General features: G+C 73.4%; 22 protein-coding genes. 17 read left to right on the forward strand and 5 right to left on the reverse strand.

Translation table 11 applies throughout. The annotated features are described in order from the left end of the window. Positions 1-566 (forward strand): pyridoxamine 5'-phosphate oxidase family protein (locus IRQ30_RS21030; protein WP_193614836.1); only part of this gene is annotated, 566 nt, incomplete at its 5' end. A gap of 18 nt (positions 567-584) precedes the next feature. Beyond that, positions 585-998, forward strand: a complete 414-nt coding sequence (gene ndk, locus IRQ30_RS21035; RefSeq protein ID WP_134738420.1) for a nucleoside-diphosphate kinase — start codon at positions 585-587, stop codon at positions 996-998. A gap of 18 nt (positions 999-1,016) precedes the next feature. Here the strand turns inward: ndk and IRQ30_RS21040 are convergent, their stop codons facing one another. Then, positions 1,017-1,250, reverse strand: a complete 234-nt coding sequence (locus IRQ30_RS21040) for a hypothetical protein (protein WP_193614837.1) — start codon at positions 1,248-1,250, stop codon at positions 1,017-1,019. Between the two features lie 112 nt (positions 1,251-1,362). Between IRQ30_RS21040 and IRQ30_RS21045 the strand changes: the two genes are divergently transcribed. From IRQ30_RS21045 to IRQ30_RS21100, 12 genes are all read left to right on the forward strand, one after another. Beyond that, positions 1,363-1,890, forward strand: coding sequence for a hypothetical protein (locus tag IRQ30_RS21045; protein ID WP_193614838.1), 528 nt, complete (start codon positions 1,363-1,365; stop codon positions 1,888-1,890). Next, positions 1,890-2,189 (forward strand): hypothetical protein, encoded by a 300-nt coding sequence (locus IRQ30_RS21050; protein WP_193614839.1) that lies wholly within the window; start codon positions 1,890-1,892, stop codon positions 2,187-2,189. Before IRQ30_RS21045 ends, IRQ30_RS21050 begins: the two co-directional genes overlap by 1 nt. Then, positions 2,186-3,955: an alpha/beta hydrolase gene (locus IRQ30_RS21055; protein ID WP_193614840.1), complete on the forward strand. Its 1,770-nt coding sequence runs from the start codon at positions 2,186-2,188 to the stop codon at positions 3,953-3,955. Before IRQ30_RS21050 ends, IRQ30_RS21055 begins: the two co-directional genes overlap by 4 nt. Next, positions 3,952-4,521, forward strand: coding sequence for a hypothetical protein (locus tag IRQ30_RS21060; RefSeq protein WP_193614841.1), 570 nt, complete (start codon positions 3,952-3,954; stop codon positions 4,519-4,521). The genes IRQ30_RS21055 and IRQ30_RS21060 overlap by 4 nt, the downstream gene beginning before the upstream one ends. A 165-nt stretch (positions 4,522-4,686) precedes the next feature. Then, a complete protein-coding gene (locus IRQ30_RS21065) occupies positions 4,687-5,715 on the forward strand; it encodes a rod shape-determining protein (protein ID WP_193609266.1) in 1,029 nt (342 codons plus the stop codon). Next, the gene (mreC, locus tag IRQ30_RS24315) at positions 5,712-6,641 is read left to right on the forward strand and encodes a rod shape-determining protein MreC (RefSeq protein ID WP_193614842.1); all 930 of its coding nucleotides are present in this window, start codon (positions 5,712-5,714) and stop codon (positions 6,639-6,641) included. Before IRQ30_RS21065 ends, mreC begins: the two co-directional genes overlap by 4 nt. Next, positions 6,638-7,153 carry a rod shape-determining protein MreD gene (gene mreD, locus IRQ30_RS21075; RefSeq protein WP_193614843.1) on the forward strand — a complete coding sequence of 172 codons (516 nt, stop codon included), beginning with the start codon at positions 6,638-6,640 and terminating at the stop codon, positions 7,151-7,153. The genes mreC and mreD overlap by 4 nt, the downstream gene beginning before the upstream one ends. After that, positions 7,150-9,285, forward strand: a complete 2,136-nt coding sequence (gene mrdA / locus IRQ30_RS21080; protein WP_338089810.1) for a penicillin-binding protein 2 — start codon at positions 7,150-7,152, stop codon at positions 9,283-9,285. The genes mreD and mrdA overlap by 4 nt, the downstream gene beginning before the upstream one ends. Next, positions 9,282-10,460 (forward strand): rod shape-determining protein RodA, encoded by a 1,179-nt coding sequence (gene rodA, locus IRQ30_RS21085; RefSeq protein ID WP_193614844.1) that lies wholly within the window; start codon positions 9,282-9,284, stop codon positions 10,458-10,460. Before mrdA ends, rodA begins: the two co-directional genes overlap by 4 nt. 19 nt (positions 10,461-10,479) lie before the next feature. Beyond that, positions 10,480-11,049: a cell division protein FtsQ gene (locus tag IRQ30_RS21090; RefSeq protein WP_193614845.1), complete on the forward strand. Its 570-nt coding sequence runs from the start codon at positions 10,480-10,482 to the stop codon at positions 11,047-11,049. 72 nt (positions 11,050-11,121) lie between these two features. Next, a complete protein-coding gene (locus tag IRQ30_RS21095) occupies positions 11,122-11,853 on the forward strand; it encodes a YcnI family copper-binding membrane protein (protein WP_193614846.1) in 732 nt (243 codons plus the stop codon). Further along, on the forward strand, positions 11,850-13,520 hold the full coding sequence (locus IRQ30_RS21100; RefSeq protein WP_193614847.1) for a copper resistance protein CopC: 1,671 nt from the start codon (positions 11,850-11,852) through the stop codon (positions 13,518-13,520). The genes IRQ30_RS21095 and IRQ30_RS21100 overlap by 4 nt, the downstream gene beginning before the upstream one ends. Here the strand turns inward: IRQ30_RS21100 and IRQ30_RS21105 are convergent. Next, positions 13,513-14,379, reverse strand: coding sequence for a hypothetical protein (locus IRQ30_RS21105; protein WP_193614848.1), 867 nt, complete (start codon positions 14,377-14,379; stop codon positions 13,513-13,515). The genes IRQ30_RS21100 and IRQ30_RS21105 overlap by 8 nt on opposite strands. Next, positions 14,376-15,494 (reverse strand): calcium:cation antiporter, encoded by a 1,119-nt coding sequence (locus IRQ30_RS21110; RefSeq protein WP_193609258.1) that lies wholly within the window; start codon positions 15,492-15,494, stop codon positions 14,376-14,378. The genes IRQ30_RS21105 and IRQ30_RS21110 overlap by 4 nt, the downstream gene beginning before the upstream one ends. A 119-nt stretch (positions 15,495-15,613) precedes the next feature. On the opposite strand from IRQ30_RS21110, the gene IRQ30_RS21115 reads away from it, so the two are divergent. Next, positions 15,614-17,566 carry a TIGR03960 family B12-binding radical SAM protein gene (locus IRQ30_RS21115; protein ID WP_193614849.1) on the forward strand — a complete coding sequence of 651 codons (1,953 nt, stop codon included), beginning with the start codon at positions 15,614-15,616 and terminating at the stop codon, positions 17,564-17,566. Positions 17,567-17,579: 13 nt separating this feature from the next. Here IRQ30_RS21115 and IRQ30_RS21120 read toward each other — a convergent pair whose 3' ends face one another. Then, positions 17,580-18,389: a metallophosphoesterase gene (locus tag IRQ30_RS21120; RefSeq protein ID WP_193614850.1), complete on the reverse strand. Its 810-nt coding sequence runs from the start codon at positions 18,387-18,389 to the stop codon at positions 17,580-17,582. Positions 18,390-18,429: 40 nt separating this feature from the next. Next, a complete protein-coding gene (locus tag IRQ30_RS21125) occupies positions 18,430-19,140 on the reverse strand; it encodes a hypothetical protein (RefSeq protein ID WP_193614851.1) in 711 nt (236 codons plus the stop codon). Between the two features lie 35 nt (positions 19,141-19,175). On the opposite strand from IRQ30_RS21125, the gene IRQ30_RS21130 reads away from it, so the two are divergent. Together IRQ30_RS21130 and IRQ30_RS21135 are read left to right on the forward strand one after the other, a co-directional pair. Then, positions 19,176-20,339 (forward strand): winged helix DNA-binding domain-containing protein, encoded by a 1,164-nt coding sequence (locus IRQ30_RS21130; protein ID WP_193614852.1) that lies wholly within the window; start codon positions 19,176-19,178, stop codon positions 20,337-20,339. Further along, positions 20,336-20,725 (forward strand): DUF4190 domain-containing protein, encoded by a 390-nt coding sequence (locus tag IRQ30_RS21135; RefSeq protein WP_193614853.1) that lies wholly within the window; start codon positions 20,336-20,338, stop codon positions 20,723-20,725. Before IRQ30_RS21130 ends, IRQ30_RS21135 begins: the two co-directional genes overlap by 4 nt. Positions 20,726-20,732: the final 7 nt, after the last annotated feature.

The following is a 20,732-nucleotide window of genomic DNA, read 5'->3' on the forward strand; positions in this document are numbered from 1 at the left end:
CCCACGTCGGCGTCGACGTGGGCGACCACCCCGTCGTGCTGCCGGTGGCCTACGCCGTCGACCTCGAGGGGCCCGACGAGGACGGCACGCTCTACATCCACGGGTCGGTGGCGGCCCGCTGGCTCACCCGCTCCGAGGGCAGCACCGTGTGCGTGACGGTCACCGAGGTCGACGGCCTGGTGGCGGCCCGCTCGGCCTTCCACCACTCGATGAACTACCGCTCGGCCGTGGTCATCGGGCGGGCCCGCATCGTCACCGACCCCGACGAGAAGGCCCACGCCCTCACCCTCACCGTCGACCACATGGTGCCCGGCCGGGCGGCCACGCTGCGGCCGCACACGCGCAAGGAGGTCGCGGCCACCTCGGTGCTGGCCGTGCCGCTGCACGAGGCGTCGCTCAAGGTGCGCGCCGAGGGACCCGTCGACGACCCCGAGGACGTCGCGGCGGGCGTGTGGGGAGGGGTCATCCCGGTACGCCGGGTGGCGGGTGCACCCGAGCCGGCGCCGGAGTCGGCGGCCGACCCGGTGCCCGCCGACGTGGTCCGGCGTGCGGAGGCGCTCGCGTGAGTCGTTAGGGTCAGCCGCATGACCGAGACGTCCCGCACCCTCGTCCTCCTCAAGCCCGACACCGTCCGGCGCGGCCTGGTCGGGGAGGTGCTGTCCCGCTTCGAGGCCAAGGGCCTGCGCATCGTGGCCCTCGAGCACCGTCAGATCGACGGCGCCAAGGCCGACGAGCACTACGCCGAGCACGTCGAGCGCGACTTCTACCCGCCGCTGCGCGACTTCGTGACCAGCGGCCCGCTCGTCGCGCTGGTGCTCGAGGGCGACTCCGCGATCGAGGTCGTGCGCGCGCTCAACGGCGCCACCGACGGCCGGGCGGCCGCGCCGGGCACCATCCGCGGCGACCTGTCGCTCTCCAACCGCGAGAACCTCGTGCACGGCTCGGACTCCGCCGAGTCCGCCGAGCGCGAGATCGCGATCTGGTTCCCCGGCCTCTGAGCCTCCGGTGCGCGGGCCTCAGCCCGCGGGGGCGCGGCGCCGCTCGCGGCGCGAGCCGCCGTAGCGCTGGTGCACCGCCTGGCGGCTGACGCCGAGCAGCGTGGCGATCTCCGCCCACGTGAGCGACTGCGTCCGCGCGCGGCGCACGAGCACCTCCTCGCGCTGGTCGACCTGCCGCCGCAGCTCGGCCACGGCGGCCAACGCGCGCACCACGTCGTCGTCGTCCCCGGCCGCGATCGCCGTGATCTTCATGGCTCCTCCTGAGGTCGTCGTGGGGGTTCTTGTCAACCTTAGTTGACGGCCGGTCGTCCACAGGCCGGAAGCCGCCGGTTTCCGCCGACGCGGCCGGGGGCAGCCTCCCGTCATGGAGCTCCAGCCCGTGCCCGACCCGACCGGTGACCCGTTCTTCGACGCGCTGCGCCGACGGCATCCCGACGTCGACGTGGTCCTGCTGCCGCCGGAGCCGCCGCCGCCGGGCCCCGACGCCGTCGTCGACGAGGACCTGCCCGCCGCCGTCCTGACCCGGGTGGCGACGCTCGCCGAGGACCTGTGGGCCGCGGCCGCGCGCGACAGCGACGCCGTTCCGGAGGCCCGGCTGGTCTACGGCGACGGTCCCGGCGCCGTCCGGGCCGCGTCCCGGGTGGCGACCCGCCGCGACGACGGCTTCCACGTCCTCGTCGCCCTGCGCCACGAGCTCGAGACCCACGGGTGGGCGGTCACCCGGCCGCCCGGGGCGGTGGAGCGCATCGAGGCCCACCTCGACGACCTCACCGTCACGGCGTCCTACGTGGAGGGCACGGGGGCCCTGCTCTTCCGGCTCACCTCCGGCTCGCTGACGGTCGGCCTCGATCGCGCACGCGAGCTCACCCGTCACCCCGGGGGTGGTCGGTGATGGAGGTCGTGCCCGTCAGCGTCGGCGAGGCGTCCCGCGCCTGGGACGAGCAGCACCTCGACCTCGACGCCGCCGCCGCGCAGATCGCGGACGCCGACCCGAGCGGCTTCACCGGCAACGTCCGCGGGTCGGCGACCCGGTTCCTCACCCAGTGGGAGCGTCACGCCGAGTCGCTCGGCACCGTCTCGGAGCAGCGGGCCGACGGGCTGCGCACCACCGTCTCCGACTACGTCACCAGCGACGAGGCCACCCGCGGCGACCTGGTGCGGCTGGCCTCCTACCTGCACGAGGTCCGATGACCACCGAGATCCGGCTGCCGCCGCTGCCGCGCCCGGTCCCCGCCCTGACCTGCGACCCGGGAGCGATCAGCTCGTGCGGGGCCGACCTGCTGGCGGCGTCGGCCCAGGTCGACGACCTCGGCACCTTCGTCGCCGGACCCGCGCGGCTGGGCGACTGGAGCGGTGACGCCGCCACCGCCTACCACCGGGCGATCGCGCCCACGGGCCGTCGCGCCGACGCCATGTCCCTCGCGCTGCGCGGCGTCGCCCACCGGGTCGAGGAGCACTCCGCCGAGATGCAGCGGCTCCTCGACCGGCGTGCGGGCCTCGAGGACCGCCACCAGCACCTCGCCCAGCAGATCGCGCACCTGCGCGCCGAGGTGGCCACCACCACCGTGGAGGGAGCGGCGGAGCTGCAGGCCGACTGCGACCGGGTGACCGGGCAGGTGCAGGCCTACGAGACCGACCTCGACACCTGGGCGAGCGACCTCGCCACCGAGGAGTCGGAGATGAGCCAGGCGTTCACCCGGGTGCTCGACGCCGACGACGTGGAGCGCCTCTACGGCGGCGTCGCCGACCCGGCCGACGACGCGCTGCGCGACAAGCCCGCCGCCGGCGCCTCGCCCACCGACGTCCACGACTGGTGGGTCGCCCTGACCCCCGCCCAGCGCCGCGCCGTCATCGCGGCGTCCCCGGGGAGCATCGGCAACCTCGACGGCATCCCGGCCGCGGCCCGCCACGCCGCCAACACCGTGTCCCTCGGCCGCGACCTCGCCGACTACGCGCACACCGACGCGGCCGGGGTGCTCACCGACGACGAGCGCACCTGGTACGAGAACGCCCGCGCGGCCGACGACGCCCGACGCGAGATCGAGGGCCGCCACGACCCGGTCACCGGCGAGCCGATCGTCGCCCAGGTCTACATCTACGACCCGGCCGCGTTCGGCGGGGACGGTGCGGTGGCGATCTCCGCGGGTGACCTCGACACCGCCGACAACGTCGCGGTCGTCGTGCCCGGGCTGGGCACCGACGGCGAGAGCGCCCCCTACCAGGCCGACCGGGCGGCCACCCTCTACGAGTCGACCCGGGCGCTCGACCCGAGCGCCTCCAACGCCTCGATGTTCTGGATCGGCTACGACGCCCCCGACAACGCCCCGTGGGACGAGGGCGTCGACGGGGCGGGCGTCGTCGCCGAGACCATGGCCACCGCCGGCGGCGAGCGGCTGGCCGACACCATTGACGGCCTGCGGGCGAGCCGGGAGGACGACCCGGCCCACCTGACGGCGATCGGCCACAGCTACGGCTCCACCACGACCGGCCACGGCGCCCACGACGAGGGACTCGACGTCGACGACATCGTCTTCGTCGGGAGCCCGGGCGTCGGCGGCGACACCGACCACGCGAGCGACACCGGCATCGACCCCGACCACGTGTGGGCCGGGTCCAACAGCCGCGACCCGGTCGCCGACCTGGGCAACCACGGCTGGGTCCACGGAGAGACCGTCCTCGGGGCCGGGCTCGGCGACGACCCCGCCGAGGACGACTTCGGGGCCAACCGCTTCCAGGCCGAGTCCGAGACCCGCGGCGGCCTCTTCTCCTTCGGCGACCACTCCAAGTACTTCGACCACGACACCGAGTCGCTGTACAACATCAGCCACATCGTCAACGGCGACTACGACGCCGTCCAGCACGCCGAGCACATCCACGACCCCTTCCTCGGCGGGCCGCACGACCCCGAGTACGACCGCGACCCGACCTCCCCGGCCACCAGCACCCTCACGCCGTGAGGGTGGTGGCAGGCTGGCTGCTCGTGGCGGCCGTGCTCACGGGCTGCGGGACGGGGGGAGACGGCGTGGACGACGGGGGAGTCGACGGGGGAGTCGACAGGGGAGTCGACAGGGGAGTCGACGGTGGCGCGGCCCTGGAGCGGCAGCGCGAGGACGTCCGCAGCGCCGCGGCCGAGCTCGTCACGGGCGCCATCGATGTCCTGGGCGGCCGGTCCTCCCACACCGGCGGCGGCTTCGACGGCTGCGAGTCGGCCGGCCCCGACGAGTTCCGCACCTTCCGCTACCGCGCCAGCGGCCGTGTCGACGTGGGGCCGGGTGCCGTGCGCCCCTACCTCGACGCCCTGGCGCCGGTGCTGACGAGCGCCGGGTTCGACGAGCCGGTCGCCCGGGAGCGTCCGGGCGGGCGGAGCCTCCAAGCCGAGCGCGACGGCGTCAGCGCGTCGTTCTCGGAGCTCCCCGGCGCCGGCGACTACGTCCTGGTCAACCTCCAGGGACCCTGCGTGGAGGTGCCCGAGGACGAGCGCGACGTCTGGCTGCGCCGCCAGGACCCCACGCCGTACCTCTGAGGGAGGCGCGCCGCGACCCGTCACACCCGCAACACGCGTCTCATGCGCCTCGGCGTGCCTGCGCGGTTCCGGGCCGGGCGAAACCTACGCTCGCAGTCGGGTACGGCGAGGCGTGCGCGCCGTCCTCTTCCCCGGGCGCACGCAACCGAGCTGCGAGGCTTTGGCATGGCGAACAGCTTCATCGGCCGCGACATGGCGGTGGATCTCGGCACGGCGAACACGCTCGTCTACGTGCGCCGCAAGGGCGTGCTGCTCGACGAGCCCAGCGTCGTCGCCGTCAACGACACCACCGGCGAGATCCTGGCCGTCGGCCACGAGGCCAAGCGGATGATCGGGCGCACGCCCGACGACATCACCGCGATCCGGCCCCTCAAGGACGGCGTCATCGCCGACTTCGACGCCACCGAGCAGATGCTGCGCTTCTTCATCCAGCGCGTGCACAAGCGGCGCTACTTCGCCAAGCCCCGGATGGTCATCTGCGTGCCCAGCGGCATCACGCCCGTCGAGCAGCGCGCGGTCAAGGAGGCCGGCTACCAGGCCGGCGCCCGCCGGGTCTACATCGTCGAGGAGCCGATGGCCGCCGCGATCGGCGCCGGCCTGCCCGTGCACCAGCCCACCGGCAACATGGTGGTCGACGTCGGGGGCGGCACCACCGAGGTGGCCGTGATCTCGCTCGGCGGCATCGTCACCTCCCTGAGCATCCGCACCGCCGGCGACGAGCTCGACCAGGCGATCGTGACCTGGATGAAGAAGGAGCACTCCCTGATGCTGGGGGAGCGCACCGCCGAGGAGGTCAAGATGACCCTCGGCTCGGCCTTCCCGTCCGCCCAGGAGCCCGAGGCCGAGATCCGCGGTCGCGACCTGGTGACCGGGCTGCCGCGCACCGTCGTGGTCTCCGCCGTCGAGATCCGCCACGCGCTCGAGGAGCCGTTGCACGCCATCGTCGACGCCGTCCGCGCCACCCTCGACCAGACCCCGCCGGAGCTGGCCGGCGACATCATGGACCGCGGCATCGTGCTCACCGGCGGCGGCGCCCTGCTGCGCGGCCTCGACGAGCGCCTGCGCCACGAGACCGGGATGCCGGTCCACGTCGCCGACGAGCCGCTGCTCTCGGTGGCGCTGGGCGCGGGACGCTGCGTGGAGGAGTTCGAGGCGCTGCGCCAGGTCCTGGTCTCCGACAGGAGGCGCGCGTGAGACGCCCCGACCTCGGCCGCGAGCGCCGCTGGCGATCCGACTCCGACGGCGACGGGCAGCCACCGCGCGCGCTCGTCGTCGCCCTCGTGCTGGCCTGCGCCACGCTGATGACCCTCGACCACTCGACCGGCGAGGACTCCCCGGTCGACGGCGCCCGCCGCGCGATGGGCGAGGTCTACGGACCGGTCGAGGTCGGCGCCGCCGGCGCCGTCCGCCCGTTCGTCGCGATCCCCGAGTGGTTCCGCAGCCGCGGCGACATGCGCGACGAGATCGACGAGCTCGAGGCGGAGAACGCCGAGCTCCGCAGCTCCGTGGCCACCTCCGGCTACGACCGCAACAAGCTCGCCGAGTACGACGGCCTCACCGCGGCCGCCGGCACCCTCGGCTACGCGCTGGTGCCGGCCCGGGTCGTGGGCATGGGCGCGTCCCAGTCGTTCTCGAGCACGGTCACGATCGACGCCGGCGCGAGCTCGGGCCTGCGCCCCGACATGACGGTCGTCAACAACGACGGCCTCGTCGGCCGCGTCCTGCGCGTCACCCGCACCACCGCGACCGTCCTGCTCGTCATCGACGCCGACTCCGTCGTCGGCGGCCGGGTGGGCGACAGCATGGAGATCGGGATGCTCCACGGCCGTGGCGTCCTCGGCGACGAGGGCCGGCTCGACCTCGAGCTCATCGACCAGTCCGTGGTGCCCGCGCGAGGCGACACCGTCGTCACCTGGGGCAGCGAGAGCGGGGCGCCCTACGTCTCCGGCGTCCCGGTCGGCAGCATCTCCAAGGTCTTCGCCAACGTCCGTGACGGCTCCCAGCGCGCCGTGATCGACCCGTTCGTCGACTTCGGCGCCCTCGACCTGGTCGGCGTCGTCGTGCCCTCCGGCACCGAGAGCGACCGTGCCGTGATCGAGGCGGACGGGAGTCTCCAGTGACCCCGCTCCGCGCGCTCCTCGCCGTCCTCGCCGTCTCGGCCGCCCTGGTCCTGCAGGTCTCGGTGTTCCCCTACGTCGCCTGGCAGGGCGTCGTCCCCAACCTCGTGCTCCTGGTCGTCGTAGGCGCGGCCGTCGTGCGCGGCGCCCAGTTCGCGATGGTCCTCGGCTTCGCGGCCGGCGTGCTCCTCGACCTGGCCCCGCCCGCCGACCACGTCGCCGGGCGCTGGGCGCTGGCGTTCGTCGTCGTGGGCTACGTCGCCGGGCGGGTCGCCCAGCACGGACGGCCCACCGCGACCACGGTGCTCGCCACCGTCGCCGCGTCGTCGTTCCTCGGGACCTCGCTCTTCGCGCTCAGCGGGCTCGTGCTCCGCGACCCGCCGCTCACGATCCCCGACCTCCTGCAGGTCGTCGTCGTCTCGGTCGTGTGGGACGTCGTGCTGACGCCGTTCGTGCTGCCGCTGGTGATGGCGATGTTCCACCGGATCGAGCCGGAGCGGGCGGCGGTCCAGTGACGTCCGCACCCCCCGCGCAGCAGCCCGCCCAGAAGAGCCGGCTGCGGATGATCGTGCTGCAGGCGCTGGTGCTCTCGCTCTTCGCGACGCTCTTCGTGCGGCTCTACTACCTCCAGGTCGTCAGCGGCGACGAGTACCACGCCCAGGCCGCGGCCCAGTCCGTGCGCGAGATCGTGGTGCAGCCCGAGCGCGGCCTGATCGTCGACGCCCAGGGCCGGCCTCTGGTGTCCAACCGCACCTCCTGGGTCGTCTCGCTGGACCGCTCGGTGCTCGACAAGATGACCGACGAGGTGCGCGGCAAACTCATCAAGCGCCTCGGCCGCACCGTCGGCGAGCGACCTCGGCGCATCGAGCGCCAGCTCGCCACCTGCGGCGACGAGGGCAGCGTCGTGGGCGTCTGCTGGAACGGCTCGCCCTTCCAGCCGGTGCCGGTCGCGCGCGACGTGAAGCAGAACGTCGCCCTGCGCATCCTCGAGCAGCCGGAGGACTTCCCGGCCGTCCTGGTCGACCAGCAGACCGTGCGCTCCTACCCCCGGCCCTTCGGCGTCAACGCCGCCCACGTCCTGGGCTACCTCAGCCCGATCACCGAGGAGGAGTACGACGCCGCGCAGGACGGCGGCGACCGCTCCGTCAACGGCGCCTCGGCCGTGGGCCGGGCCGGGGTCGAGAAGCAGTACGACCGGTGGCTGCGCGGGATGCCCGGCTACCGCAGCGTCGCCGTCGACTCGATGGGCCGCGTGCTCGGCGACGACGGCGAGGTCGAGAGCCAGCCCGGCGACACCCTGGTCACCTCGATCGACGCCAAGGTGCAGGGCATCGTCGAGGAGCAGCTGGCCGGCGCGATCCAGACCGCCCGCGGCGAGTTCGACACCGTGACCGGCAAGAACTACGTCGCCGACTCCGGCGCCGCGGTGGTCCTCGAGGCCGACACCGGCCGGGTCGTCGCCATGGCCAGCCAGCCGACGTACGACCCGGGCGTGTGGGTCGGCGGCATCACCAAGAAGCAGCTGTCCCGGCTGTACTCCCAGAAGGCCGGGACGCCCCTGCTCGGGCGCGCCACCCAGGGCCAGTTCGCCCCCGGCTCCACCTGGAAGGCGTTCATGACCGCGGGGGCGCTCACCAACGGCTACCCCGAGGACACCTCGCTCAACTGCTCGTCGTCGCTGCGGGTCGGCAACCGCGACTTCAAGAACTACGAGTCCGGGGCCTACGGCTACATCAGCTTCGCCAAGGCGCTCGAGGTCTCCTGCAACACCTTCTTCTACCGCGTGGGCCTGGACTTCTGGCGGCGCTACGGCTCCGACGTCGCCGACATCAACGCCCGCGACCCGCTCGTCGTGGCCGCGAAGAAGTTCGGCTTCGGCCGCGAGACCGGCGTCGACCTGCCGGGCGAGGCCTCGGGCCGCATCGCCGACAGGAAGTGGAAGCGTGCCTACTTCGAGTCGCAGAAGGACTACTACTGCGGCATCGCGAACAAGCCGCAGGACGCCGACACCAGCGACTTCGTCTACCTCTTCGCGAAGGAGTTCTGCGTCGAGGGCTTCGCCTACCGCGCCGGTGACGCGGTCAATTTCGCCATCGGCCAGGGCGACACCATCGTCACGCCGCTCCAGCTGGCCCGCGGCTACGCCGCCGTGGCCAACGGCGGCACGCTCTACGCGCCGCGCATCGGCAAGGCGATCGTCGGCTCCGACGGCCACGTCATCCGCAGGATCAAGCCGAAGAAGGTCGGCCAGGTCGACGTGCCCCCCGGGGTGTTCGGCTACATCGACGAGGCGCTCAAGGGCGTCACCCGCCAGGGCTCCATGGCCTGGCGGATGGGCGGCTTCCCGCTCGACGAGGTGTCGATCCGCTCCAAGACCGGCTCCGCCGAGGTCTACGGCAAGCAGTCGACCTCGTGGGTCGCGTCCTACTCCGACGACTACGTCGTGGTGATGATGGTCAGCCAGGGCGGCACCGGCTCGGGCACCTCCGGTCCGGCCATCCGGGCGATCTGGGAGGGCCTCTACGGCATCACCGGCGAGGAGGTGCGGCCCGCCGACGCGGCGATCCCCGGCACCCGCTCGCCGACCGAGCTGCCGACGTTCCGCCGCGACGGCACGATCCTGCCACCGGCCCGGGAGGCCAAGTGACCACCTCGTCCCGCCCCGTCCGGATCCCCGGCATCGACTGGGTCCTGCTCGGCGCCGTGCTCGCCCTCACCGTGCTCGGCACGCTGCTGGTGTGGTCGGCCACGAGCAACCGCGACGACCTCACCGCCGGCGACTCCGGCGCCTACCTCGCCAAGCAGGTCGTCAACGTCGCCATCGGTTTCGTGCTGATGGTCGTGGTGATGACGACCGACCACCGCTGGGTGCGCATCCTGGCGCCGCTCGTCTACGTCGCCTCGGTGGCCGGCCTGGTGCTGGTCCTCACCATGGGCACCACCGTCAACGGCTCGCGGTCGTGGCTGATGTTCGGCGGGCTGTCCATCCAGCCGTCGGAGTTCGCGAAGCTGGCCGTGGTCGTCGGCATGGCCCTCGTGGTCGCGGAGCGCTCCGAGGGCCGCTGGCGCGGCCGCGTCGGCGCGGTCGACGTCCTGACCATGCTCGCGGTCGCCGCGGTGCCGGCGGCGCTGATCATGCTCCAGCCCGACCTCGGCACGATGCTGGTGCTCTCGGCCACCGTCTTCGGCGTCCTGGCCGCCTCGGGCGCGCGGCGCCGCTGGCTGGCGATGCTCGCCGCCGGGGGAGTGGCGGCCGGAGCCGCCGCCGTGCTGGGGGGCTTCCTCAAGGACTACCAGATCGACCGCTTCATGGCCTTCACCAACCCCGGGCTCGACCCCCGCGGCGCCGGCTACAACGTCGAGCAGTCGCGCATCGCCATCGGCAACGGCGGCCTGCTCGGGCAGGGCCTCTTCGACGGCTCCCAGACCCGCTCGGGCTTCGTCCCCGAGCAGCACACCGACTTCGTGTTCACCGTGGCCGGCGAGGAGCTCGGCCTGGTCGGCGCCGGGCTCGTGATCGCGCTGCTCGGGATCGTCCTGTGGCGGGCGCTGGCGATCGCCTCGCGCACCGACGACGTCTTCGGCCGCATGGCCGCGGCCGGCATCGCCTGCTGGTTCGGCTTCCAGGCGTTCCAGAACATCGGCATGTGCCTGGGCATCATGCCGGTCACCGGGGTGCCGCTGCCCTTCGTCTCCTACGGCGGCAGCTCGATGTTCGCCGGGATGCTCGCGGTGGGCCTGCTGCAGAACATCCGCCTGCGCGCGCTGTCCGCGCCCGCGGCCCGCCTCGCCCCGACCCCGCGGGTGCTGGTGCGGTCCTGACACCCGGCATGATGGGGGCATGCTGACTGCGCGCGTGGTGCCCCGTCAGGGCCTCGCCCTGCGCGCACTGCTCGCCACCGTCGAGATCATGCTCGGCACCGTGGCGGCCCACACCGCCGCCGGCGGCGCGCTGCCGTCCCCGGTGTGGATCGCGACCGCCTCCGCGCTCGTCCTGGGCGGGGGGATCGTCGTCCTGCGCGGCCGGGCCCCGCTCCGGCTGGTGGTGCCGGCGCTCGCGGCGGCACAGCTGATGCTGCACTGCTGGCTCGCGCTCACCCCCGGCCACGACATGGCCGCCCACGGGGCCACGCACCCCGCGGTGCACTCCGTCGGCTCGGGTGCGGCGCATCTCGAGCTCACCGTCCCCATGCTGCTCGCGCACCTGGGCGCCGCGCTGCTCACCGCCGCCGTCTGGCGCGTGCGCCGCCGCGCCGTCCAGGTCCTGCTGGCCTGGACGGAGCCGGTCCGGGTCCCGGTCCCTGCCCGGCGCATCACCGGCACGCCGTCCCGCGCGGGCGCCGTCCTCCTGCGCGCGGTCCTCTCGGTCGCCCCGCGTCGCGGGCCACCGGCGATCTCGCTGCCCGCCTGACCGTCGTCGACGGCCGGGCGGCCCGACCACGCCCGACCGACGCACGACACCCAGACGAGAGAGAAGACCACCATGACCCACCACCTCCGCACCGCGGTGCGCCTCGGCGCGCCCCTCGGGGCCGCCACCCTGCTGACGCTCGGCCTCGCCGGCTCCGCGTCCGCCCACGTCACGATCACGCCCAGCGACACCGCCGCCGGCGCCTACACCGTGCTGACGGTCAGCAACGGCCACGGCTGCGAGGGCTCGCCCACCACCAAGATCACCATCCAGATGCCGGAGGAGATCAACGCCGTCACCCCGACGCGCAACCCGCTCTACGACGTCACCAAGACGGTCGAGAAGCTCGACGAGCCGATCACCGACGCCCACGGCAACGAGGTGACCGAGCGGGTCGGGACGGTCGTCTACACGGCCAAGACCGCGCTGCCCGACGGCTACCGCGACGCCTTCGAGCTCTCTCTGCAGCTCCCGGACGCCGCGGGCGAGACCCTGGTGTTCCCGGTCATCCAGACCTGCCAGCAGGGTGAGACCGCGTGGGTCGAGGTCCCGGCCGAGGGCCAGGACCCCGAGGAGCTCGAGCGCCCCGCGCCCACGGTGACCATCACCGAGGCCACCGGTGACGCGCACGGTGGCGCGGCGGAGGAGTCGGCCGCCGAGGGCACCGAGGCGGCCTCGCCCGCCTCCGCCGACGCCGAGGAGTCCGGCGGCTCCGACGCGATCGCGTACGCCGGCCTGGGCGCCGGCGTGCTCGGCATCCTCGTGGGCGGCGCCGCGCTGGCCCGGGGGCGCCGTACCTCGTGACGTCAGCGGCGCGCCCGGGGGCGCGACGAGGGGCGACCGCGCTCCTCGTCGCGCTCCTGGTCGCGCTCACGCTGCTGGCCGGGGCGGCCCCCGCCTCGGCGCACGCCACCCTGGTCGGCAGCGACCCGACGGAGGGGGAGGTCCTCACCGAGACCCCCGACGTCGTGACGTTCACCTTCGACGAGCCGGTCTCACTCACCGCGGAGGCGGTGCAGGTCTTCGACGCGGCGGGTGAGCCCGTCGAGTCCGACTCGAGCACCCGCGACGAGGTCATCACCACCGACCTGCCCGACGAGCTCGCCGACGGGACCTACGTCGTCACCTGGCGCGTGGTGTCCTCCGACGGCCACCCGATCACCGGGTCCCTCACCTTCTCCATCGGCGCGCCCAGCGAGACCGTCGTGCCGCCCGACCTGGCCGACGCCTCCGACGGGGGGCTCAAGAGCGACCTCGGCATCGCCCAGGCACTGCAGTACGTCGGGCTGCTGCTGGCCGCCGGGCTGGTGGTGTTCCTGTGCTGGCTGACCGGTGCCGGGCTGCCGAGCCGGCCGCAGCGCACGGTCCGCGTCCTGATGCGTGCGGCCGCGGGGCTGGCGCTCCTGGCCTCGGCGATCTCGGTCCCGCTGGCCGGGGCCTACCAGCAGGGGCTGACGTTCGCGAAGACCTTCAGCCCCGAGGCCCTCGACCTCGACCTGGTGGGCGACGACGTCCTCGTCCTGCTCCTGCAGGCGATCGGGCTGGGCGTGGCGCTGTGGCTGTGCCGCGGACCCGCTCTCGGGCGGCAGGCCCGGCTGGCGGCGACCGCCGGCGCGGCCGTCGCCGTGTGGTCGCCTGCGCTGGTGGGTCACACCCGCGCCTTCGAGCCGGTGCCCCTGCTCGTCGCCACCGACCTCGTCCACCTCGGCGCCGGAGCCGTCTGGCTGGGCGGACTGGCCGGCCTCGCCCTGACCCTGCCCGCCCTCGCCGCCCGTCCCCGCGAGGTGGCGGGCCTGGTGTCGCGGTTCTCGACGGTGGCCGCCGCCGTCCTGGTGCTGGTGGCCGCCACCGGCTCGCTGATGGCCTGGCGCATCCTGGGCTCGTGGAGCGGCCTGGTCGACACCCGCTACGGGCAGCTGCTGCTCGTCAAGGTCGCCATCGTGGGCCTGGTCCTGCTGCTCGCCGCCTACAACCGCTTACGCCTGCTCCCGCACGTGCGCTCCTCGCCCGGCCACCAGCACGCGCTGGCGCTGGCCCGGGAGGTGCGCACGACCGTGCTGGCCGAGGCCGGCCTGCTGGTCACGCTGCTGCTCGTCACCGGCTTCCTGGTCAACCAGTCGCCGCGCGAGGAGGAGAGCGCCGCCGCCCCGGCTCCGAGCCGGGTGGTCGCCTCGTCGCTGGGCGGGGCCAAGGTCCTCGCCACGCTCGACCCCGGCACTCGCGGGCAGAACACGCTGACCGTGCAGCTGCAGGACCTCACCGGCGAGCCCCTCGACGGCATCGACGCGCCGGAGGTGGCGGTGCGCACCGACGGTGTCGACCTGGGGCTCGTGCCGGTCGTGCCCACGGCGTCCGGCACCTACGTCGCGGACGTGGTGTTCCCGACGTCGGGGACGTGGGAGGTGCAGGTGAGCCTGCGCGAGGACCAGTTCGAGAACCCCGTCACGACGCTGACGGTCCAGGTCAGCTGACGGTGGCGGTGAACGGCACCTGGTGCAGGAAGCCGTCGACCCGCACCTGCAGGAAGAACCGGTAGAGACCGGGATCGCGGAACTCCGTGTGGAAGGTGAGCTCGTCGCCGTCCTCGGTCGGCTCGGCGGCGCCGTACGGGTGCACGTGCACGAAGCGCCCGCTCTCCGCGTGGAAGCCGGTCAGGTGCGCGAACGTGCCGAGGTAGCTGCCCAGCGCGACCCGCTCGCCGTCGGCGCCGGAGACCGTGAGCACCATCCGCTCGTCGGGGCCGGCCGCGAGCCGCTCGGGCGCGGAGACCCTCACGATCCCGTCGTCGGTGGTCGGGGCGTCCGCCACGGCCACCGGGGCCCACTCTCCCGGCACGAGCTGGGTGGCGCCCAGCACCACGTGGCCGGCCTCGGGGTCGTCGCCGGGGGTGAACTCGACGACGACGCGGTAGGAGCCGGGGGTGGCCAGCGCGACCCGCCCGGTCCAGGTGCCGTCCTCGGCCATGGTCGGGTGCAGGTGCCGAAACTCCGCGAGGTCGGAGCGCACGACGTACATGTGCAGCTCCTTGGTCTGCTCCGGCGTGTACGTCGTGACCGCGCGGCCGGCGCGGTCGAGCACCCGGAAGGAGACGTCGCCCGGTCGCCCGGGCTCCGGCAGGTCGCCGACGAGCTCGAGGCGGTAGCCGCCCGCCTGCGGGGTGGTGCCGGTGCCGATCGGCAGCGCGCCCTCCCCGCCGGAGTGGGTGTGGCCCTCGCCCTCCTCGGCGGGGCTCAGCACGACCCGGTCGGAGTCGGCGGGGGCCGGGTCGTCGCTGCACCCGGCGAGCACGGCGCTCGCGAGGACCAGTCCGGCGACGAGACGGCGGCTCATGGCTGCATCGAGAGGAACAGGAAGGTCGCGAGCAGCACCAGGTGGACGAACCCCTGGAGCGCCTTCGCGCGGCCCTGCACCACGGTCAGGGTGGCGACCGCGACCGTGATCGCGAGCAGCACCATCTGGGTCGGCTCGAGGCCGAGCACGAGCGGGCCGTCCACCCAGATCATCGCGACGGCGATGGTCGGGATGGTGAGGCCGATCGAGGCCATCGCCGAGCCGAGGGCGAGGTTGAGGCTGGTCTGCACCCGGTCGCGCGCGGCGTTGCGCACCGCGGCGATGGACTCGGGTGCGAGCACCAGCAGGGCGATGACGACGCCGACGACGGCGTACGGGAAGCCGAGGCTCTTCACGCCGTCCTCGATGCTGGGGGAGAGCAGCTTGGCCAGCCCGACGACGGCGACCAGCGAGGCGACCAGGAGCGCCGCGCTGAGGCCGGCCTCGCGGCTGCTGGGCGGGTCGGCGTGGCCGTCCCCGTCCTCGTCCAGCAGACCGGTCGCCCGGCCCTGGTCGTCGCTGGAGACCGGCAGGAAGAAGTCGCGGTGCCGGACGGTCTGGGTGAAGACGAAGGCGGCGTACAGCGCCAGCGAGGCCACCGCGGCGAACGCCAGCTGCGAGACGGAGTACTCGCGTCCCTCGCCGGAGGTGGTAAAGCTCGGCAGCACCAGGCACACCGCGGCCAGCGCCACGACGGTGGACAGCGCCGAGCCGGTGCCGGCGGCGTTGAAGCTGACCAGGTGGTGCTTGGCCGCGCCCACCAGCAGCGAGATGCCGAGGATGCCGTTGACGGTGATCATGATCGCCGCGAAGACGGTGTCGCGGGCGTAGGTGCTGGTGCCCTCGCCGCCGCTGGTCATCAGCATGACGATGAGCCCCACCTCGATCACCGTGACCGCCACGGCCAGGATGAGCGACCCGAACGGCTCGCCGACCTTGTGGGCCACCACCTCGGCGTGGTGGACGGCGCAGACGACCGAGGCGACCAGCGCCGCGCCGATCAGCACGAGGACCGGCCAGGCGTCGTGGTTGGCCCAGGTGGCCGCCAGCAGGACGAGGGCCAGGACGGGGAGGGCGACGGTCCACTGGAAGCGGCCGCGGATCGTCGCTGTCATGCCTCAACCCTACGGATCGGCCGGTGTCGTCCCCGCCGCGGTGGGTTCGCGGTGGGGTCGTGGTGGGGGAGGCGCTCGTCGGATCGGCCCCTGACCACCTGCCCGGTTAGGCTGATCGGATGTCTGTGAGCCTGTTCCCCCGCCTCGAGCCCCGCCTGTCGTCGGTGCAGAAGCCGATCCAGTACGTCGGCGGCGAGCTCAACTCCACCGTCAAGGAGTGGGACTGCGCGCCGGAGGGGCCGACGGTCCGCTGGGCGCTGATGTACCCCGACGCCTACGAGGTCGGGCTGCCCAACCAGGGCGTGCAGATCCTCTACGAGGTCCTCAACGAGCGCGACTGGATCCTCGCCGAGCGCACCTACTCGGTCTGGCAGGACATGGAGACGGTGATGCGCGAGGACGGCATCCCGCAGTTCACCGTCGACGCCCACCGCTCGGTGCGCGATTTCGACGTCTTCGGCCTGAGCTTCTCCACCGAGCTCGGCTACACCAACATGCTCAACGCCCTCGACCTGGCCGGCATCCCGCTGCACGCGGTCGACCGCGGCGACGAGGACCCGATCGTGCTCGCCGGCGGCCACGCGGCGTTCAACCCCGAGCCGATCGCCGACTTCCTCGACGCCGCCGTGCTCGGCGACGGCGAGGAGGTCGTCCTGGCGATCTCCGAGGTCGTGCGCGAGTGGAAGACCGAGGGCCGCCCCGGTGGGCGCGACGAGGTCCTGCGCCGCCTGGCCGTCACCAGCAACATCTACGTGCCGAAGTTCTACGACGTCGCCTACGCCGCCGACGGCACCATCGAGGCCGTCGTGCCCAACCGGCCCGGCATCCCCTACCGCGTCACGAAGCACACGCTCATGGACCTCGACGCCTGGCCCTACCCGGCCAAGCCGCTGGTGCCGCTCGCCGAGACCGTGCACGAGCGCTTCTCCGTGGAGATCTTCCGCGGCTGCACGCGCGGCTGCCGCTTCTGCCAGGCCGGCATGATCACCCGCCCGGTGCGCGAGCGCTCGATCGAGACCATCGGCGCGATGGTCGAGAACGGCATCCGCAAGACCGGCTTCGAGGAGGTCGGGCTGCTCTCGCTCTCCAGCGCCGACCACACCGAGATCGCCGAGGTCGCCAAGGGCCTGGCCGACCGCTACGAGGGCTCCAACGTCTCGCTGTCGCTGCCCAGCACCCGCGTCGACGCGTTCAACATCAACCTCGCCAACGAGTTCTCCCGCAACGGGCGCCGCTCCGGCCTGACCTTCGCCCCCGAGGGCGGCAGCGAGCGGCTGCGCAAGGTGATCAACAAGATGGTCACCGAGGAGGACCTGATCCGCACGGTCTCGGCGGCCTACTCCCACGGCTGGCGGCAGGTGAAGCTCTACTTCATGTGCGGCCTGCCCACCGAGACCGACGAGGACGTGCTGCAGATCGCCGACCTCGCCCGCAAGGTGATCGCCGAGGGCCGCAAGGTCTCCGGCCGCAACGACATCCGCTGCACGGTCTCGATCGGCGGCTTCGTGCCCAAGCCGCACACGCCGTTCCAGTGGGCCGCGCAGCTGGACCACGAGACCACCGACGCGCGCCTGAAGAAGCTGCGCGACACCGTCCGCGAGGACAAGAAGTACGGCCGCGCCATCGGCTTCCGCTACCACGACGGCAAGCCCGGCACCATCGAGGGACTGCTCAGCCGCGGCGACCGCCGCGTCGGCGCGGTCATCGAGGAGGTCTGGCGCGACGGCGGCCGCTTCGACGGCTGGAGCGAGCACTTCTCCTACGACCGCTGGGTCGCCTCCGCCGACAAGGCGCTCGCCGGCACCGGCGTCGACCTCGACTGGTACACCGTCCGCGAGCGCGACTACGACGAGGTGCTCCCCTGGGACCACCTCGACTCCGGCCTCGACAAGGACTGGCTGTGGGCCGACTGGGAGGACGCTCTGTCGGCGGCCGACCCCTCCGCTCCGCACACCGAGGTCGAGGACTGCCGCTGGACCCCCTGCTACGACTGCGGCGTCTGCCCCGAGATGAACACCGAGATCCAGATCGGCCCCACGGGCCGGCAGCTGCTGCCGCTCGCCGTCGTCTGACGCCCGCGCCGCGCTACGGCCCGGTGGCCGGATCCGTGAGCGTGTCGAGGTCGAGCACCCGCACGGTGCCGGGGTCGTGGCGCGCGGCCAGCGACCACACGGTCGTGTCGTGGGCTGCGCCGGGCAGCCTGACCCGGTCCTCACCCGCGACGTGGAAGTGGCCGTGGGCGAGCAGCAGGGGCTGGACGCCGACGACCGCTCGGGTGAGTCGGGTCATCCCCTCGTCGGCGTAGGCCAGGGACGCGGCGGGCCATCCCATCGGGTTGTGCCGCACGTTGCCACGCAGGATCCCCTCGACCTCGGGCACGCAGTACGGCGAGCCGGGGCTGTCGTGCGTCAGCATCACCTCCGCGTGGCCACCCGCGATCGCCGCGTCGACGTGCTCGTCGAGCAGGGCCTCCGAGGGCCACCAGTCGACGCCCTCGGTGAGCAGGTGCCGGTTGACGGACGGCGCGCTGCCGAGGGCGAGGAACGTGCGACCACCCAGCTCCCAGCGGTGGCCCCGCGGCACCATGCTGACGTGCTCGGCGAGCGCCAGGGGCAGGAGGCTGCCGTCGTCACTTCGCGAGCGGGGATCGGCCCACATCGCGTCCAGGCGGGCCCAGTGCTCGTGGTTGCCGGGGACGCACACCAGCGTGAGGCCGTAGGCGTCGCAGGCGGAGTCGATCGCCGCGAGGTAGCCCTCCGGGTCGGCCCCCATCCCGAACCGCAGGTCGCCGAGCTGGTAGGCGACCTCGACGTCCCCGCGCTCACCGAGCACCTGCAGGCAGCGGACGGCCGCGCTGGTCTCACCCTCCAGGTCACCGATCAGGCCGATTCTCATGGAGCGATCATCCAGCGCGGCCGCACGACGTCCCGTGCCGCTACTTCGCGGGGAGCTTGGAGCCGTCCTGGTTCTCCACGATGCAGACGAAGGACTCGCCCTCCTCGGGGGAGAGGTCCGTGGTCAGGATGTTGACGTAGTCGCCCGGCAGGTCGTTCACGTCCTTGCCGTCCTCGGTGTAGCGGGTGACGCAGATCTGACCCGGGTCGGTGCCGTAGGTGGTGACCTCCTCGGCGGTCAGGTCGCCGACGACGAAGACCTCGGCTTCGTGCGGCTCGGCGCAGTCCTGCTTCATGAGCCCGACCTCGTCGCTGTCACCGGTGTCGGTGGTGACGCACTGGCCGACCTCGGCGTTGTCGACGGTGATGATGTTGTTGAAGAGCCACACGCCGCCGGCGAACAGGGCGACCCAGATCGCCAGCACGATGAGGTCGATGATGATCGCGGCGATGGCCAGGCCCTTGCCGCCCTTCTTCTTCACCAGGACCACGATCGCCAGGACCAGCGAGATCAGGTTGGGGATGACGCACGCGATGATCGCGAGCACGAGCGCGGCGATCGCGAGGCCCTTGCCCTGCGGCTGCTCCACGGGACCGCCGCCGGGGAAGGACGCGCCGTAGCCGCCTCCGCCGGTGGGCTGGGCCGGCGGACCGCCGTAGGGCTGGGGGTTGGCGGGTTGGCCGTACGGGCTCGGAGGCTGGCCGTAGGGGTTGGCGGGCTGGCCCTCGGGGCCGTCGGTAGGTGTGCTCACGCCGGACACCCTAGGTCCCGGGCAGGATGGAGGGCATGAGGCACATCGCGGACACCGAGCGGCGCTCACGGCTGGCGCTGCGTCACGGTGTCTCGCCGGCCTCGCGCCTGCCCGACGCCGAGGCCGCGACGCGGGCCATGACCGTGCTGCACTCCACCGAGCCCGCGACCGTCTACCTCTCCCTTCACGCCCGCGTGGACGGGCTGCGCGTCGAGGACGTCGACCGGGCGCTGTACGTCGACCGCACGCTCGTCAAGCAGCTCGCGATGCGCCGCACGCTCTTCGTCCTCCCGCGCGACCTGCTGCCGGCCGCCTGGGGCAGCGCGTCGGCCCGGGTCGCGGCCACCGAGCGCAAGCGGGTCGCCAAGGACATCGTGCTCGCCGGCATCCACACCGACGGCGACGCCTGGCTCGACGAGGCGCGCGCCGCGGTGCTGCGCGAGCTCGACGGCGCTCCCGGCGGCCTGACCGCGCTGGCGCTGCGGGAGGCGATCGCCCACATCGACGTCAAGATCGACGTCACCGCCGGGTCGGTGTGGAGCGCCGGTCGCGTGCTCACCCACCTCGGGCTCACCGCCGACGTCGTGCGCGGCGACAACACCTCCCACTGGCGGGTCTCCCGGCCGCGCTGGACCCGGATGGCGGACTGGCTGGGGAAGGTGCCCGCGCCGCTGGACGAGCGGTCGGGCTACGCCGAGCTGGTGGGCCGCTGGCTGGCGACGTTCGGCCCGGGCACCGTCGAGGACGTGCAGTGGTGGCTCGGCGGCACCAAGGGCGCGGTGCGGGCCGCGCTCGCCGACGTCGAGGCCGTGGAGGTCTCGCTGGACGGCGGCTCGGTGGGCTGGGTGCTCCCCGACGACCTCGAGGAGGTGGTCGCGCCCGAGCCGTGGGCGGCGCTGCTGCCCGTCCTGGACCCCACCGTGATGGGCTGGAAGTCCCGAGGCTTCTACCTGGGCGGGCACGGGCCGCAGCTCTTCGACCGCAACGGCAACGCCGGCACGACAGCCTGGTGGGACGGCCGGATCGTGGGCTGCTGGGTGCAGGACCCCGACGGAGTGGTGGTCCTGGGCCTGCTCGAGCCGGTGCCCGCCGAGGGACGGGCCCTGCTGGAGGCCGAGGCCGCCCGGCTCACCGAATGGCTGCAGGGGCAGCGGGTCAGTACCGTCTACCCCTCCCCGGCCATGAAGGAGACACGATGAGCGAGCAGCCCCCCGCGGGCTCGTCGGACTCGTCGGACTCGTCGGGCCACTCCGGCCACTCCGGCCCCTCCGGATCGTCCCTCGTCCCCGTCGCGCAGCCGCTCCCGCCCACCAACGGCTACGCGATCGCCTGCCTGGGGCTCGGCATCGTCTCGCTGATGGGCTGCTCCTTCGTGACCGGCATCCCGGCCATGGTGCTCAGCCGCGTCGCGCGCCGCGACATCGCCGCCCACCCGGGCGAGACGACCGGGCAGGACCTGGCGACGATCGGCTTCGCGCTCGGCGCCGTCGCCACGGCCATCGGGGCCCTGGTCGTCGTCGGGCTGCTGATCCTCGGGACGCTGGGGCTGTTCGTGTTCGACTTCTGTGGTGGTGGCAAGTGCTGAGAGAGAG

The organism is Nocardioides lijunqiniae (genome assembly GCF_015024225.1).
Classification (GTDB): Bacteria; Actinomycetota; Actinomycetes; order Propionibacteriales; family Nocardioidaceae; genus Nocardioides; species Nocardioides lijunqiniae.